This window comes from Geodermatophilus normandii (assembly GCF_003182485.1).
Lineage (GTDB): Bacteria > Actinomycetota > Actinomycetes > Mycobacteriales > Geodermatophilaceae > Geodermatophilus > Geodermatophilus normandii.
Genome location: NZ_QGTX01000001.1, coordinates 3,844,955 through 3,860,083 on the forward strand (window position 1 = coordinate 3,844,955; position 15,129 = coordinate 3,860,083).

Annotated in this window: 13 protein-coding genes; 3 read left to right on the forward strand and 10 right to left on the reverse strand. The window is 76.2% G+C overall.

All coding sequences use genetic code 11. The features are described from left to right. Window positions 1–7: 7 nt before the first annotated feature. The 6 genes from mltG to JD79_RS18585 form a co-directional block, all read right to left on the reverse strand. Window positions 8–1,816 (reverse strand): endolytic transglycosylase MltG, encoded by a 1,809-nt coding sequence (gene mltG, locus JD79_RS18560; protein ID WP_110006718.1) that lies wholly within the window; start codon window positions 1,814–1,816, stop codon window positions 8–10. Next, window positions 1,813–2,475 carry a Holliday junction resolvase RuvX gene (ruvX, locus tag JD79_RS18565; RefSeq protein ID WP_211308050.1) on the reverse strand — a complete coding sequence of 221 codons (663 nt, stop codon included), beginning with the start codon at window positions 2,473–2,475 and terminating at the stop codon, window positions 1,813–1,815. Before ruvX ends, mltG begins: the two co-directional genes overlap by 4 nt. Window positions 2,476–2,480: 5 nt before the next feature. Further along, window positions 2,481–5,183: an alanine--tRNA ligase gene (gene alaS, locus JD79_RS18570; protein WP_110006719.1), complete on the reverse strand. Its 2,703-nt coding sequence runs from the start codon at window positions 5,181–5,183 to the stop codon at window positions 2,481–2,483. Between the two features lie 49 nt (window positions 5,184–5,232). Beyond that, window positions 5,233–5,541: a hypothetical protein gene (locus JD79_RS18575; RefSeq protein ID WP_110006720.1), complete on the reverse strand. Its 309-nt coding sequence runs from the start codon at window positions 5,539–5,541 to the stop codon at window positions 5,233–5,235. Next, entirely contained in the window at window positions 5,541–5,966 is a 426-nt protein-coding gene (locus JD79_RS18580; protein WP_110006721.1) for a DUF948 domain-containing protein, read from the reverse strand. Before JD79_RS18580 ends, JD79_RS18575 begins: the two co-directional genes overlap by 1 nt. A gap of 90 nt (window positions 5,967–6,056) precedes the next feature. Next, a complete protein-coding gene (locus tag JD79_RS18585) occupies window positions 6,057–7,391 on the reverse strand; it encodes a replication-associated recombination protein A (protein ID WP_110006722.1) in 1,335 nt (444 codons plus the stop codon). Window positions 7,392–7,427: 36 nt separating this feature from the next. Between JD79_RS18585 and JD79_RS18590 the strand changes: the two genes are divergently transcribed. After that, window positions 7,428–8,279 carry an aldo/keto reductase gene (locus JD79_RS18590; RefSeq protein ID WP_110006723.1) on the forward strand — a complete coding sequence of 284 codons (852 nt, stop codon included), beginning with the start codon at window positions 7,428–7,430 and terminating at the stop codon, window positions 8,277–8,279. 180 nt (window positions 8,280–8,459) lie between these two features. Then, window positions 8,460–9,344: a hypothetical protein gene (locus JD79_RS18595; RefSeq protein WP_110006724.1), complete on the forward strand. Its 885-nt coding sequence runs from the start codon at window positions 8,460–8,462 to the stop codon at window positions 9,342–9,344. Window positions 9,345–9,406: 62 nt separating this feature from the next. On the opposite strand, the gene JD79_RS18600 is transcribed toward JD79_RS18595, so the two are convergent. The 3 genes from JD79_RS18600 to JD79_RS18610 form a co-directional block, all read right to left on the reverse strand. Beyond that, window positions 9,407–10,222, reverse strand: coding sequence for a hypothetical protein (locus JD79_RS18600; protein WP_110006725.1), 816 nt, complete (start codon window positions 10,220–10,222; stop codon window positions 9,407–9,409). Between the two features lie 62 nt (window positions 10,223–10,284). Continuing rightward, complete coding sequence (locus tag JD79_RS18605; RefSeq protein WP_110007860.1) at window positions 10,285–11,376, reverse strand: pyridoxal-phosphate-dependent aminotransferase family protein; 1,092 nt, start codon at window positions 11,374–11,376, stop codon at window positions 10,285–10,287. Between the two features lie 10 nt (window positions 11,377–11,386). Beyond that, window positions 11,387–12,712: a glycosyltransferase gene (locus tag JD79_RS18610; protein WP_110006726.1), complete on the reverse strand. Its 1,326-nt coding sequence runs from the start codon at window positions 12,710–12,712 to the stop codon at window positions 11,387–11,389. Window positions 12,713–12,778: 66 nt separating this feature from the next. On the opposite strand from JD79_RS18610, the gene JD79_RS18615 reads away from it, so the two are divergent. Next, on the forward strand, window positions 12,779–13,354 hold the full coding sequence (locus tag JD79_RS18615; protein WP_211308051.1) for an ASCH domain-containing protein: 576 nt from the start codon (window positions 12,779–12,781) through the stop codon (window positions 13,352–13,354). On the opposite strand, the gene aspS is transcribed toward JD79_RS18615, so the two are convergent. Continuing rightward, window positions 13,351–15,126 carry an aspartate--tRNA ligase gene (gene aspS, locus JD79_RS18620; protein ID WP_110006727.1) on the reverse strand — a complete coding sequence of 592 codons (1,776 nt, stop codon included), beginning with the start codon at window positions 15,124–15,126 and terminating at the stop codon, window positions 13,351–13,353. The genes JD79_RS18615 and aspS overlap by 4 nt on opposite strands. Window positions 15,127–15,129 lie beyond the last annotated feature (3 nt).

Genomic DNA, 15,129 nt, shown 5'->3' on the forward strand with positions numbered 1-15,129 from the left:
CGGCCGGTCAGCCACCGCACCCGAGGCCGGCGTCGGCGCACTGCTGCCGCGCCACCAGGAACTCGTCGTAGCTGGCGGTGAAGAAGTGCCGGCCGTCCTCGGACGCCAGGACGTAGTAGAGGAGGTCCCCGGTGGTCGGCATGAGCGCCGCCTCCAGGCTCGCCTCACCCGGCGCGCCGATCGGCGTCGGCGGCAGGCCGGCCCGGGTGCGCGTGTTGTAGGGGCTGTCGGTCTGCAGGTCGCTGACGGTGAGGTCGTTGCCGTTCTTGTCCAGACCGTAGGCGAGCGCGGCGTCGATGCCGAGCGGGATGCCCTGCGTCAGCCGGTTGTAGATCACCTGCGCGACGTCCGCCCGCTCGTCGTCGACCCGGGTCTCCCGCTCGATCATCGAGGCGACGACGACGACGTCGTACACCGAGCGGCCGGCCGCGGCGGCCCGCTGCTCGAGCTGCATGCCGGTGGCCATGTCGGTGAAGCGGGAGACCATGGCGCGCAGCACGTCGGTGGCGGTGTCGTCGGGCTCGACGTCGTAGGTGGCCGGGAAGAGGAAGCCCTCGAGCTGCCCGTTCGCGTAGGCCGGCAGACCCAGCGCGGCGGGGTCGGCCGCGGCGGCCCGCAGGTCCTCGACGGGCAGGCCGGTGGACTCGGCGATGCGCTGCAGCGTGGCCTGGAGCGTGGTGCCCTCGGGGACCGTGACCCGCGAGACCTGCCGGGTGGCGGGGTCGAGCAGCAGGTCGAGCGCGGCCTGGCCGCTCATCTGCGCCCGCAGGACGTAGACGCCGGGCTGGATGCCGGTGGCGGCCGGGTCGGCCTCGGCGGCGTCGACGAACGGCTCGGAGGAGGCGATGACGCCGGAGTCGACGAGGGTGCGGGCGATGTCGCTGAGGGTGTCGCCGTCGCCGACGCGCACCTCGACGGTGCCGCTGCCCGCGCCGGCGTAGTCCTCGGCCTCGGGGTTGACCAGGCCGATGAGCGCCCGGCCGCCGAAGACGATGCCGGCGACCAGCCCGGCGAGGACGAGCAGTGCCAGCACGATGGCCAGCGGGCTGCGGCGACGGCGGCCGCTGCGTGTGCGGCGCGGCCCGTGGTCGTCGTCGTGGTGCCCGACGTCGTGGTGGTCGTCGTGGTGCCCGACGTCGTGGTGGTCGTCGTGGTGCTCGTCGGAGTCGTCGGCGAAGACACCGGGCGGCTCGACGGGGGCGGGCTCGGCGGCCTCGCGCCGGGCCCGGCGCCCGCGGCGGCGGCCGCGGTCGGAGCCGCCCGAGCCACCGGAGCCGAGGACCTCGAGGCCGCCGGTGGCGTCCTCGTCGTCGTGGTGCTCGTCGTGGACCTGGTGGTCGTGGACCTGGTGGTCGTGGAACTCGTGGTCGTGGGGCTGGTGGTCGTGGTTCCGGTGGTGCTCGTCGTGGGGGTCGCCGGCGCGCGGGCCGACGGCCTGCGCGGCCACGGTGGGCGCGTCGTCGGGATCGCCGGGAGCCGTGTCGTTGCGGCGGGCGAGCTTCGACCACGGCCCGGACGGCCGCGGCGGCAGCCCGGCGGCCGGCGGCACGGGCTGGTCTCCGCCGGTCAGGGGGCCGGTGCGGTCGTCCTGCGGGGCGCTGCCCTGCGGGCCGTCGGGGGCGGCGTGGCGCCCGGCGGTGACGGTCCGGACCTCCCGGTCCAGCAGCCCGGCGCGGGGCGAGCCGCCGGGCACCTGGCCGAGGGGCGCGAGCCGCGTCGTCGGCGGACCCGCCGTCCAGCCGGCCGGGGAGCTCCCGGGCGGGACGGCGGGCATGCCGGTCAGGCCCCGCCCGTACGGCGGGACCGGACCGTTCACGAGCGCCCCCGCTGGGCGTCGAGATAGGCCTGGAGGATGACCACGGCGGCGGCCTGGTCGATCACGGGGCGCTGGGCGCGGCTGTCGAGCCCGTTCGCCCGCAGGGAACTGGCTGCGGTCACGGTGGAGAGCCTCTCGTCGACGAGGTGCACGGGCACGCTGCCGATGCGCCCGGCGAGTGACCGAGAGTAGGCACGCGCTTCCCGCGCGGAGGCGCCCGACGCACCAGACAGGTGCCTCGGCTCCCCCACGATCACCTCTGTCACCTCGTGTTCCTCGACGAGGGCGACGATCCGGTCGAGGTCCCCGCCGTCGCGGCGGCGCTCGACGGTCTCCAGCGGGCTGGCCAGCGTGCCGGTGGGGTCCGACAGCGCGACGCCGATGCGGACCGTGCCGACGTCGATCCCCAGCCGCCGGCCCTGGCGCGTGCGCCGGGGCGGGAGGGGCAGCCCGGCGGGCAGTCCCTGCGACAGGTCGATCTCGGTCGTCTCGTTGCGCACCGGCGGGAAGCCGGCGCGCAGGTCGATCTGCTCGGTGCGGTGGTGCACCGGCTGCTGCGGCGGCGGGGCCTGCCGGGGCCTCGACGGGGGCACCGCCGGGCGGCCCTGCACCCGCCGCTCCTCCACCGGACCGGTCTCGTCGGGGCGCTGCTCGGGCACTCCGCTCACCTCCCTGCGGCGGTCGAGACCGCCTCTTCGCCGGCCTGCAGGGCGGCGGGGATGCCGCCCGGGTCCGTGCCGCCGCCCTGCGCGACGTCGGGCTTGCCACCGCCCCGGCCACCCACCGGGCCCGCCGCGGCGCGCAGGACGTCGCTGGCGGAGAGCCCGCGGTCCTGGGCGGCGGGGGTGAGGGCGGCGACCAGGGCCACCTTGCCGCCGCTCTCCGACGCCAGCAAGACGACGGCCGGGCGCTCGCCGAGCCGCCCGCGGACGTCGAGGGCGAGGGTGCGCAGGTCACCGCCGGACAGACCGGCGGGCGAGGCGGTGACGACGGCGACCCCGCCGACGTCCTTGGCGCCGGCTGCCAGCGACCCGGCCGCGGCCTGCGTCTGCTGCGCGCGCAGCTCGGCGATCTCCCGCTCGGTCTCGCGCAGCCGCGACAGGATCCCGCCGATCCGGTCGACCAGGCCGTCGGGAGGCGACTTGAGCAGCTCGCCGAGCTGGCGCACCAAGTCCCGCTCGCGGGCGAGGTAGCGGAAGCCCTCGATACCCACGACGGCCTCGACGCGGCGCGCGCCCGACCCGACCGAGGACTCCCCGGTCAGCGCCAGGGTGCCGATCTGCGCCGAGCCCGCGACGTGCGTGCCACCGCAGAGCTCGCGCGACCACGGCCCGCCGATCTCCACGACGCGCACCTGCTCGCCGTAGGTCTCGCCGAACAGCGCGAGCGCGCCGATGGCCTGGGCCTCCGGCAGCGTCATGTACGTCGCGCTCACCCGGTGGTCGGCGCGCACCGCGGCGTTGGCGACGTCCTCGATGTCGTGCCGCTGCCGAGGGGTCAGCGCGCCCTGCCACGCGAAGTCCAGCCGCAGGTAGCCGGGGCGGTTGTAGGAGCCCGACTGCAGGGCCTGCGGGCCGAGCACCTGGCGCAGCGCGGCGTGGACCACGTGCGTGCCCGAGTGCGCCTGGCAGGCCGACAGCCGCCACTCGCGGTCGACCTCGGCGGTCAGCTGCGCGCCCTCGGCCAGCTCGCCCTCGAGCACCCGCACCTGGTGCACGACCAGGCCCCTGACCGGGCGCTGGACGTCGAGCACCTCGGCGCGGCCGCCGTCCCAGGTCAGGGTGCCGGCGTCGGCCACCTGGCCGCCGGACTCGGCGTAGAACGGCGTCCGGTCCAGGACCACGCGGGTGACCTCGCCGGGCCCGGCCGGCGCGGCCTGGTCGCCGACCTGGCCGCCGTCCTCGCCGGCCAGGTCGGCGACCAGGCCGAGCACGCGGGAGTCGGTGCGCAGCGTCCGGTAGGCCTGCCAGTCGGTGGGGCCGTGGTCGGCGAGCAGCCGGCGGTAGGCGAGGACGTCGACCGAGCCGGTGCGCTTGGCGCGGGCGTCGGCGCGGGCCCGGTCGCGCTGCTGCTGCATGAGCGCGCGGAAACCGGCCTCGTCGACGGTCACGCCCTGCTCGGCGGCCATCTCGAGGGTGACGTCGATCGGGAAGCCGTAGGTGTCGTGCAGCGAGAACGCCTGCTCACCGCTCAGCGCCGGCGCCCCGGCGGCCTTGGCCTCCCGGACGGCGGTGTCGAACAGCGCGGTGCCGGAGGTGAGGGTGCGCCGGAACGCCTCCTCCTCGGCGTAGGCGACGGCGGAGATGCGGTCGAAGTCGGTGGCCAGCTCCGGGTAGCTGGAGCTCATCGCGTCGCGGGACACCGGCAGCAGCTCGGGCAGCGACGCGGCGTCGACACCGAGCAGCCGCATCGAGCGGACGGCGCGGCGCAGCAGCCGGCGCAGGATGTAGCCGCGGCCCTCGTTGCCGGGCGTGACGCCGTCGCCGATGAGCATCAGGCCGCTGCGGACGTGGTCGGCGACCACGCGCAGCCGCACGTCGGCCTCGTGGTCCTTGCCGTAGGTGACGCCGGCGAGGTCGGCCGCGCGGCGCAGCACCGGCGCCACCTCGTCGATCTCGTACATGTTGTCGACGCCCTGCAGCAGGAAGGCCACCCGCTCCAGGCCCATGCCGGTGTCGATGTTCTTCTTCGGCAGCTCGCCGACGACCCGGAAGTCCTCCTTGCTCCGGACGTCGGTGAGCTCGTACTGCATGAAGACGAGGTTCCAGATCTCGAGGAACCGGTCACCGGCGGTGTCGACCAGCGGGCCGCCGTCGGGCCCGAACTCCGGCCCGCGGTCGTAGTAGATCTCCGAGCAGGGCCCGCCCGGGCCGTCGGCGCCGGTGTGCCAGTAGTTGTCCTTCTTGCCCAGCCGTTGGATCCGCTCGAGCGGCAGCCCCGCGATGCGGTGCCAGGCCTCGGCGGCCTCGTCGTCGTCGAGGTAGACGGTCACCCAGATGCGGTCGGGGTCGAAGCCCAGCCCGCCGTCGGCCACGGGGCCGGTCACCAGCTCCCAGGCGTGCGCGATGGCCCCCTCCTTGAAGTAGTCGCCGAAGGAGAAGTTGCCGTTCATCTGGAAGAAGGTGCCGTGGCGGGTGGTCTTGCCCACCTCCTCGATGTCGAGGGTGCGCACGCACTTCTGCACGCTGGTGGCCCGCGGGAACGGCGCGGGCTCGCGGCCGGTCAGGTACGGGATGAAGGGCACCATGCCGGCGACGGTGAACAGCAGGGAGGGGTCCGGCGACACCAGCGAGGCGCTGGGGACGACGGTGTGGCCGCGCTGCTCGAAGTGCTGCAGGAAGCGGCGGCGGATCTCGGCGGTCTGCATGGCCTCTTCGGTCCTCGGGGCGGGGTGTCCCCCGCGGGGTGGGTGCGGCTCAGCGGTCGGCGGCGTGCGCGCCCCGTCGCCCGGGGAGCTGCCGGCCGGGGAGCTGGAGCTGGGCGTCGTCGCGCTCGGGGAGCGGCGCGTCCAGGCCGGTGCCCGAGCGCAGCTCCTCCTCGCGCGCCGCGGCCGCGGCGCGCACGTCGGCGCCGAAGTCGCCGATCGCGTCGGCGAGGTCGCGCAGGCCCTCGACCAGCGCCCCCGCGATGCCCTGCGGGGTCAGCTTCTCGGCGGCGCGGGAGAGCTTGCGGACGACGAGGGCGCCGATGGTGATCCCCATCGCCAGCCAGAACAGCCGGCGCATCAGGCGGCCCGCCGGGCGGCGCGGCGCTCGCGGCGCGAGGCCTTGTCACGGGCGGCGGCCTCGGCGATCGCCTGGCCCTCGCGGCGCTTCCTCGTGGCGCTGCGCACGCCGTAGCTGAACGCCGCGACCTTGATCAGCGGGCTGCCCACGGTGGCGGCGACGACGCTGGTCAGCGCGGCGACGTTGCTCGACACGTTGGCCGCGTTGCCGGTGATGTCGTCGACCCGCTCGAGGTTGCTGTTGACCTGGGCGATCGTCGTCTGGGCCTGGCCGAGGATCGGCGCGCTCTGCTCCCGCACCTGGCGGATGGTCAGCGTCGTCTCGTCCAGCGTGCGCCCCAGCTTGAGCAGCGGGACGGCGAGCAGCACCACCAGCAGCACCAGCGCCAGGGCGGCGATCAGTCCGGCCCACTCTCCTGCGGACACGCGGGATCTCCTCTACCTCGTCGGCTCGTTCGTCGGCGGCCGGCGTGGTCGCACGCCCGGCGTGGCAACAGTAGTCGCGGCCTCCGGCGGTCAGCGGGTGCGGCGGAGGATCGCGCGGAGCTTGCCCAGCCGGGCGCCGATCCCGGCCTCGGCGCCGCGCGAGGTGGGGCGGTAGTAGTCGCGGCCGACCAGCGCGTCCGGCGGGTACTGCTGCGGGACGATGCCCTCGGGCGCGTCGTGCGGGTACACGTAGGTCCTCCCGTGCCCGAGCTTCTTCGCCCCCGCGTAGTGCGCGTCGCGCAGGCCGGCAGGGACGGGGCCGCCGAGCCCCGCGCGGACGTCGGCCACCGACTCGCCGATCGCCACGGTGACGGCGTTGGACTTCGGCGCGGTGGCCAGGTGCACGACGGCGTGCGCCAGCGGGAAGTGGCCCTCGGGCATGCCGATGAGGGCGACGGCCTCGGCCGCGGCGACGGCGGTCTGCAGCGCCGTGGGGTCGGCCATGCCGATGTCCTCGCTGGCGGAGATGACCAGCCGCCGGGCGATGAAGCGCGGGTCCTCCCCCGCCACGACCATCCGGGCGAGGTAGTGCAGGGCGGCGTCGACGTCGCTGCCGCGGATGGACTTGATCAGCGCGCTGGCGACGTCGTAGTGCATGTCGCCCTGGCGGTCGTAGCGCACGGCGGCCTGGGCGACGGCGGTCTCGAGCGTGGGCAGGTCGATCTCGGCGGCGCCCGCCGCGACGGCCGCGCCGGCACCGGACTCCAGCGCCGTCAGCGCCTTGCGCGCGTCGCCGCTGGCCACCCGGACGAGGTGCTCCTCGGCCTCGGCGCCCAGCGTCACCGCGCCGGCCAGGCCGCGCTCGTCGGTCAGCGCCCGGCGCAGCACGGCGCGGACGTCGTCGTCGCTCAGCGGCTGCAGGGCGAGGACGAGGCTGCGGCTCAGCAGCGGGCTGACGACGGAGAAGAACGGGTTCTCGGTGGTGGCCGCGACCAGGCTGACGATGCGGTCCTCGACGGCCGACAGCAGCGAGTCCTGCTGGGTCTTGGAGAACCGGTGGACCTCGTCGATGAACAGCACGGTGCGCCGGCCGGCGTAGGTGAGCTCGCGCTTGGCGCCGGAGATGACCGCGCGCACCTCCTTGACCCCGGCGTCGAGCGCGGACAGCTGCACGAACTGCCGCCGGGTGGCCAGGGAGATGACGTGCGCGAGCGTCGTCTTGCCGGTGCCGGGCGGGCCGTAGAGGACCAGCGACATCGGCTCGTCGGCTTCGACCAGGCGGCGCAGCGGGGAGCGCGGGCCCAGCAGGTGCGCCTGGCCGACGACCTCGTCCAGCGACCGCGGGCGCATCCGCACGGCCAGCGGCGCGCCCGGGTCGACGGCCTCGCCGCCGGGCTCCGCGGGCTCGTCGAACAGGGACGTCACGGGTAGCGACGCTACCCGCGGGGCACGACACCTCCCGTGCAGCAGCGACGCATCGGCGACCGTCCCGTCAGCGCCATCGGCCTCGGGGCGATGCCCCTGTCCACCAAGACCGACCGGCCCTCCCGCGAGGACGCGGTCGCCGTCGTCCACGCCGCCCTCGACGCCGGGGTGACGCTGGTCGACACCGCGGACGCCTACGCCCGCGACGAGGCGGAGTTCGGGCACAACGAGTCGCTGGTCGCCGAGGCGCTGGCGTCCGCCGGAGCTCCCGACGTGCTGGTCGCCACCAAGGGCGGGCACACGCGAGAGGGCGCGGACTGGCTGCTCGACGGGTCGCCGGCGTACCTGCGGCGGGCGTGCGAGGCCTCGCTGCGGCGGCTCGGCGTCGACGCGATCGGGCTCTACCAGTTCCACCGGCCCGACCCGGACACGCCGTGGGAGGACTCGATGGGCGCGCTGCGGCAGCTCGCCGACGACGGCCTGGTGCAGATGGTGGGCATCTCCAACGCCGACGTCGCGCAGATCGACGTCGCCCGCTCGATCGTGGGGCCGGCGCTGGTGAGCGTGCAGAACCAGTTCTCGCCGGGCTGGCGCTCCTCCGCCGACGAGGTGGCGCACTGCGCGGCGCACGGGCTGGCGTTCCTCCCGTGGAGCCCGTTCGGCGGCGTGACCGCGGCCGGGTCGCTGGCGGCGACGGCTCCGGCGTTCGCCGAGGTGGCCGCCGAGGTGGGCGTGTCGGTCCACCAGGTGACGCTGGCCTGGCACCTCGCGCAGTCCGACGCCGTGGTGCCCATCCCGGGGGCGTCGCGCCCGGCGTCGATCCAGGACTCCGCGGCGGCGGCGGACCTGCGGCTGACCCCGGAGCAGCTCGCCCGCCTGGACGCCTGAGGAGCCGCCCCGGGTGTCGATCATCGCCTGCCTGCACGACACCGCGCGGGACACGCCGCCGGAGCGTGCACGCATCCGATGATCACGACGGACGTCCTGCCGCTGCCCACAGCAGACGCCCCCGTCCACAGATGACGACGGCGACGCCGCGACCGGGCGGGTGCGCCCGAGCGTAGCGCCGTGGAACCCCTGGACCTCGGGTCGGCCTGGACGTGGCGGGACGCACGTGCCCGTGGCGCCACCCGGTGGCAGGTCACCGCGGGCGGCGAGGAGCTCACCCGCGGCCTGTACCTCTCGCACGCGGACGCTGCCTCCTTCCGCGCGCGGTGCGGGGCCTGGACCCGGCTGCTGCCCGCGGACGCCGCCTTCGGCCTGGAGAGCGCCGCCGTGCTGCTCGGCGCACACACTGAACCTCCGGTCGAGGTCCAGGTCGTGCTGCGCCCGCGCCCCGTCCTCCCGCAACGGCGCAGGCTGTCGGTGGCGGTGCGGCAGCTGCGCAGCGAGGACGTCGTCGTCTCGGGCGGGCTGCGGGTCACCTCGGGCGCGCAGACCCTCCTCGACCTCGCGGCCGGCCTGCCGCCCGCCGAGCTGGTGGCCGTCGGCGATGCGCTCCTCCGCCGCGGCGTCCTGACCCGGCAGGCACTCGACGCCCGTCTGCGCCGTGCCGACCGGGTGCGCGGCGTCGTCCGGGCGCGGGAGTGCGCTCCCCTGCTCGACGGCAGAGCGATGTCCCGTCCGGAGAGCTTCCTGCGGTACTGGCTCTCGACCAGTGACCTGCCGCCGCCCGAACCGCAGCTGCCGGTGTGCGACCGCCGGGGCCGGGTGGTCGCGCGCGCCGACCTGGGCTGGCACCGGTACCGGGTCGCCGTCGAGTACGAGGGACGCCAGCACGCCGACGCCGGCCAGTTCGGGCGGGACGTCGACCGCTACTCGTTCATGGCCGCCGACGGCTGGCTGGTGCTGCGATTCGCCGGCAGGCACCTGTCCGGACCTGCCGTGGTCGTCGAGCGGTGCCGAGGCGCCCTGCTCAGCCGCGGATGGCGCCCCGGGGCCCAGCCGTGTTGATCATCGGCTGCGTGCACGCGACACGTGCCGACACCCCGGTCGACCGTGCACCCGTCCGATGGTCAACCCTGGGCGGCGCCCCCACCGCGGCGGCGGCCGTCGAGCAGCACCGCTCCGAACACGGCCCCGACGACGGCGACCACCCACGGCGCCCAGTGACGGGCTCCCGGCGACGCCGCCAGCCCGAAGACCTGCCAGGCGCCGGCGAGGGAGTCGCCGAGGGTGCGCGGCAGGCCCGTCCCGGGACGCAGCAGCGGCTCCAGCCAGGACACCGCGGTCAGCGCCGGCCCGACCAGCCACGCCAGCAGCACCACGACCGGCCACAGCACCAGCCGCGCCGCCGGCCGGACGCCGACCACGACCAGCGCCGTGCCGAGCACCAGCGCCTGCAGCCACACCAGCGCGGTGCCCAGCGCCGGGCCGTAGAGCGACGACGGCAGCAGCGACGAGAGCCACCCCGGCAGCACCGCGGCGAGCAGCCCGAGCACGACGCCGGAACCGGCGGCGCCCGCGACCACCAGCGAGCCGGCGCCCCATGCCAGCGCCCCGAGCGCCGCGGTCAGCACGGCCAGCCCGGTGAGCACCCGCGGATCGGCGTCGAACCCGGTGCCGGCGTCGGAGGCCGCCACGGACTGCGCCAGCGTGACGACGATCCCGGTGGCGGCGCCGCAACCGGTGGCCAGCAGGGCCGCGCCGCGCCGTCCCGGGGCCGCGAGACGCGCCAGTCCGCCGGCCAGCAACCCACCGACGGCGGCGCTCAGCACGAGGGTGGTGAGCATCCCCGCGCGCAGCGGCAGCAGGATCGGCGCCGCCCGCCCCGCGCCGTGCACCAGCCACGGCAGGGAGCCGGCGCACCACGCGAGCGCTGCGAACGGCACCAGCGCCCACACCGGCAGGCGCCGGGCGTGGGCCGCCGGCGCCGGGGAGAGGACCGGTGCGCTCAGCGGCCCAGCACCTCGCGCAGCGCGGCCAGCACCAGGGCGACCCTGTCAGGGGCGGCGTTGGGCCCCATCAGCCCGATCCGCCACACCGTGGCCGCGTGGGCGCCCACGCCGCCGCCGATCTCCAGGTCGTAGCGCTCGAGCAGCTCCTTGCGCACCGCGGCGGAGTCGACGCCCTCGGGCACCCGCACGGTGGTCAGCTCCGGCAGCCGGTGCCCCTCGGCGGCGAACAGCTCCAGGCCCATCGCCTGCAGGCCCTCCTGCAGCAGCCGCCCGGCCTCGGCGTGGCGGGCGTGGACGGCGTCGAGGCCCTCGTCGAGGATCCGGCCGAGGCCGGCGTGCAGCGACACGACCATCCCGGTCGGCGCGGTGTGGTGGTAGGTGCGGCCACCGGACCCGGCTGCCTCGCCCGCGTAGCCGCCGAGCATGCCGAGGTCGAGGTACCAGCTGCGCGGGGTCTCGATCCGCCGCTCCCACGCGCGGTCGGAGATGGTGAACGGCGCGAGCCCCGGCGCGACGCCCAGGCACTTCTGCGAGCCGGAGTACGCGAGGTCCACGCCCCAGTCGTCCAGCCGCACCGGGATGCCGCCGAGGGAGGTCACGCAGTCGGCCAGCAGCAGCGCGTCGCCCTTCCCGGCGGCCAGCGGCTCGAGGTCCGACAGCACCCCGGTCGAGGTCTCCGCGTGCACGGCGGCGACGAGCTTCGGCGACGGGTGCGCCGCGAGCACGCGCTCGGCGTCCACCGGCGTGCCCCAGTCGTGGTCCACCCGCACGACCTCGGCGCCGCACCGCGCCGCGACGTCGACCATCCGCTCGCCGAAGAGGCCGTTGACCGCCACGACGACGACGTCGCCCGGTCCCACGGTGTTGACGAACGCGGCCTCCATGCCCGCCGACCCGGTGGCCGACAGCGGCAGCGTGCGCCGGTTGGCGGTGCCGAACACCGTCCGCAGCCGCTCGGAGGTCTCGTCGAGGATGCCGAGGAACACCGGGTCCAGGTGCCCGAGCAGCGGCTGCCCGAGGGCGACCGTGGCCTCCGGGTAGGGGTTCGAGGGACCGGGACCGAGCAGGGTGCGGGCGCGCAGCGGCATGCGCCGCACCCTAGGACCGGCCCGTGGCCGCCGCTCCCCCGACACCCCACGGGTCGGCGTCCGCGCGCGGCACCGGCCCGCCCTCGCGGACCAGCCGTTCCACGAGGTCGACGGCGGCCACCGCACCGCCGTGCCGCGCCAGCGACGCCGCGACGACGCGCGCCCTGTCCCGGTAGCCGGGGTCGGCGAGCACCTCGGCGACGGCGTCGGCCACCCGGCGCGGCGCGGGCCGTCCGGTCCGCAGGTCGACGCCGGCGCCCGAGCGGGCCACCCGGCGGGCGATCTCGGGCTTGTCGAGCGTGCCGCCGGCCACCACGAGCGGCACGCCGGCCGCGAGCGCCGCGAGCACCCCGCCCCAGCCGCCGTTGGTGACGACCACCGAGGTCCGCGGGAGCAGCACGTCGTACGGGAGGAGCTCCGCCTGCCGGGCGTTCGCCGGCACCGCGTCGGCGGGCAGGGACCCGGACCCGGTCGCGGCCGCCACGACGACGCCGGCACCGGCCAGCCCGCGCAGCGCCGGGAGCAGCAGGTCGCGCGGGTCGACGTCGTAGGTGCCCTGGGTGACGTGCACGAGCGGGCGGCCGTCGGCGAGCAGCTCCGGCCACCACGACGGCGGCTCGCGGCCGGCCGGCGGCGGCGCGAGCTGCCCGACGAAGTGCACCTGCGGGGGCAGGTCGCTGCGCGGGTGCTCGAGCTCCGGGACGCCGTGCGCGAGGACCAGCTGCGGGGAGGCGAAGGCGTCCAGCGCCGAGGACCGCGCCGGCGGCAGGTCGAGCTCCGCCCGGACCGCGGTCAGGACGGCGTCGATCCGGCGCACGAGCGTCCGTGCGACGAGCGCCCGCAGGGCGGCGTCCCGCGCCCGCCCGATCCGGCCGCGCCCCGGCAGCAGCCCCGTCCCGAACGGCGGCAGGTCCGCTGACGGCATCGACAGCGGGACCAGCGACACCGACGCCCACGGGGTCCCCCGCCGCTCGGCGACCAGGCCGCAGCCGATGGCCAGCTGGTCGCTGACCAGCAGGTCCACCGGCCCGGCGGCCTCGATGTCGCGGGCCTGCCCGGCGCCGGTGCGCAGGAACACGTGCTCCAGGTTCACCGCCACCGCCCGCAGGCCACGGCCGTCACCGACCTGCGGGAAGGTGGCGCGCAGGTCGGTGTCGTCGAAGTCGGGAGCCCGCTCCCACGGCTGCCAGGACGCGCCGACGGCGGTGAAGCGTCCGGCGTACCGGCGGCCGGTGTAGGCGACCACCTCGTGGCCGCGCGCGGTCAGCTCGCCGGCGAGCGCCGCCATGGGCGCGGCGTGGCCGGCGAAGGGCATCGCGGCGACCAGGACGCGCATGGCCCACCTCCGTCCGTGCGCCGGCAGTCTCCCGCCGCAGCGGCGGACCCGTCGAGGATGGGCACCGTGGACGACGCACCGGGACCGCTCCGCCGCGACGAGGCCGCCGCGATGTGGCGCGCCTACGCCGCCACCCGGCCGGCGGGCGGCCCGCCCGAGGACGAGCCGCCCGTCGAGCGCTTCGGTGACAGCCGGTCGCTGGCCGACGAGCTGATCGCCCTCGTGCTGGCCGGGACCAAGCGGGCCACCGCCGGCCTGGTCGCCGACTTCGCGCACGACGGCGAGCCGCTCCCCCGCGTCGGCGGGCACTGGATCGCCTGCGACGGCGACGGCCGGCCCCGCGCGGTCCTGCGCAGCACCGAGCTGCGCGTGGGCCGCCTGGACAGCGTCGACGACGCCTTCGCCCGGGACGAGGGCGAGGCCGACCGCACCCGGGCCGGCTGGCTGGCCGGCCACCTCCGCTACTTCACCCGCACCCTCGCCGTCCGCGGGGAGGCCTGGGACGACGACCTCGAGGTGCTCTTCGAGCGCTTCGAGGTCGTCTTCCCCGAGGAGGCCGCGAACCAGGAGGCCGCGGACCAGGAGGCCACGGGCCAGGAGGCCACGGGCCAGGAGGGCGCGGACCAGGAGGGCGCGGACTAGGACGTCGGGTCGGTCGGCCCCGGGGCGCCGGGCTGGCCGGGCAGCGCCGGTTCCGCGGGCGTCGCGTCGATGCCGGCCTCCTTGCGCTGCGCGTCGCTGATCGGGGTGGGCGCGCCGGTCAGCGGGTCGTAGCCGGCGCCGGTCTTCGGGAAGGCGATGACCTCGCGGATGGAGTCGACGCCGGCCAGCAGCGCGGTCAGCCGGTCCCAGCCGAGCGCGGCGCCGGCGTGCGGCGGCGGGCCGTAGGCGAAGGCCTCGAGGAAGAAGCCGAAGCGCTCGCGGGCCTCCTCGCGCGACATCCCGAGGGTCTCGAACACCCGCTCCTGCAGGTCCGGGTCGGCGATCCGGACCGAGCCGCTGGCCAGCTCGTTGCCGTTGACGACCAGGTCGTAGGCGTCGGACAGGGCGTTGGCCTTGTCGTCGGCGAAGCCCTCGCGCCACTCGGGCGTGGGCGAGGTGAACGGGTGGTGCATGAACGTCCAGTCGCCGTCCTCGGTCTCCTCGAACATCGGGAAGTCGACGACGAACAGGAACGACCAGCTGCCCGGCTCGATGAGCTCCAGCCGCCGGGCGATCTCGTTGCGGGCGGCGCCGAGCAGCTCCTGCGAGGAGCGCCGCGGGCCGGCGGCGAAGAACACGCAGTCCCCCGGCGCGGCGCCGACGGCCTCGACCAGCCCGGCGCGCTCGGCGTCGGAGACGTTCTTGGCCACCGGCCCGCCGAGCGTGCCGTCCTCGGCGACGGTCACGTAGGCCAGGCCGCGGTAGCCGCGGGAGCGGGCCCAGTCCTGCCAGGCGTCGAACGCGCGCCGCGGCTGCGAGCCGCCGCCGGGCATGACCACCGCGCCCACGTAGGGCGCCTGGAAGACGCGGAACGGCGTGTCGGCGAAGAAGGAGGTCAGCTCGGTGAGCTCGATGCCGAAGCGCAGGTCGGGCTTGTCCGACCCGAAGCGGTCCATGGCCTCGCGGTAGGTCATCCGCGGGATCTCGCCGACCTGGTGGCCGGCCAGCTCCGACCACAGCTCCCGGACGACGTCCTCGACCACGGCCAGGACGTCGTCGCGCTCGACGAAGCTCATCTCGAAGTCGAGCTGGGTGAACTCCGGCTGCCGGTCGGCGCGGAAGTCCTCGTCCCGGAAGCAGCGGGCGATCTGGTAGTAGCGCTCCAGCCCGCCGATCATCAGCAGCTGCTTGAACAGCTGCGGGGACTGCGGCAGCGCGTACCACTTGCCCGGCTGCAGCCGCACCGGCACGACGAAGTCGCGCGCGCCCTCGGGCGTCGAGCGGGTCAGGTCCGGCGTCTCCACCTCGGTGAAGCCGTTGCGGGCCATGACGCCGCGGGCGATCCGGTTGACCTCGCTGCGCAGCCGCAGGATCCGGGCCGGGCCCTGCCGGCGCAGGTCCAGGTAGCGGTACTTGTAGCGGACGTCGTCGGAGGCGGCCTGGTCGGTCTCGATCGGGAACGGCAGCGGCGCCGCCGACGACAGCACCCGCAGCTCGGCGGCGGCCACCTCGATCTCGCCGGTGGGCAGCTCGGGGTTCTCGTTGCCCGCCGGGCGCTGCCGCACCTCGCCGGTGACCAGCACGCAGAACTCGTTGCGGAGGGCGTGCGCCTCCTCCTCGCGGACGACGACCTGGACGTAGCCCGAGGCGTCGCGGAGGTCGACGAAGACGACGCCGCCGTGGTCGCGCCGGCGGGCCACCCAGCCGGCGAGGGTGACGGTGGAGCCGGCGTCCGAGGCGCGCAGCGTCCCGGCGTCGTGGGTGCGGAGCACGAG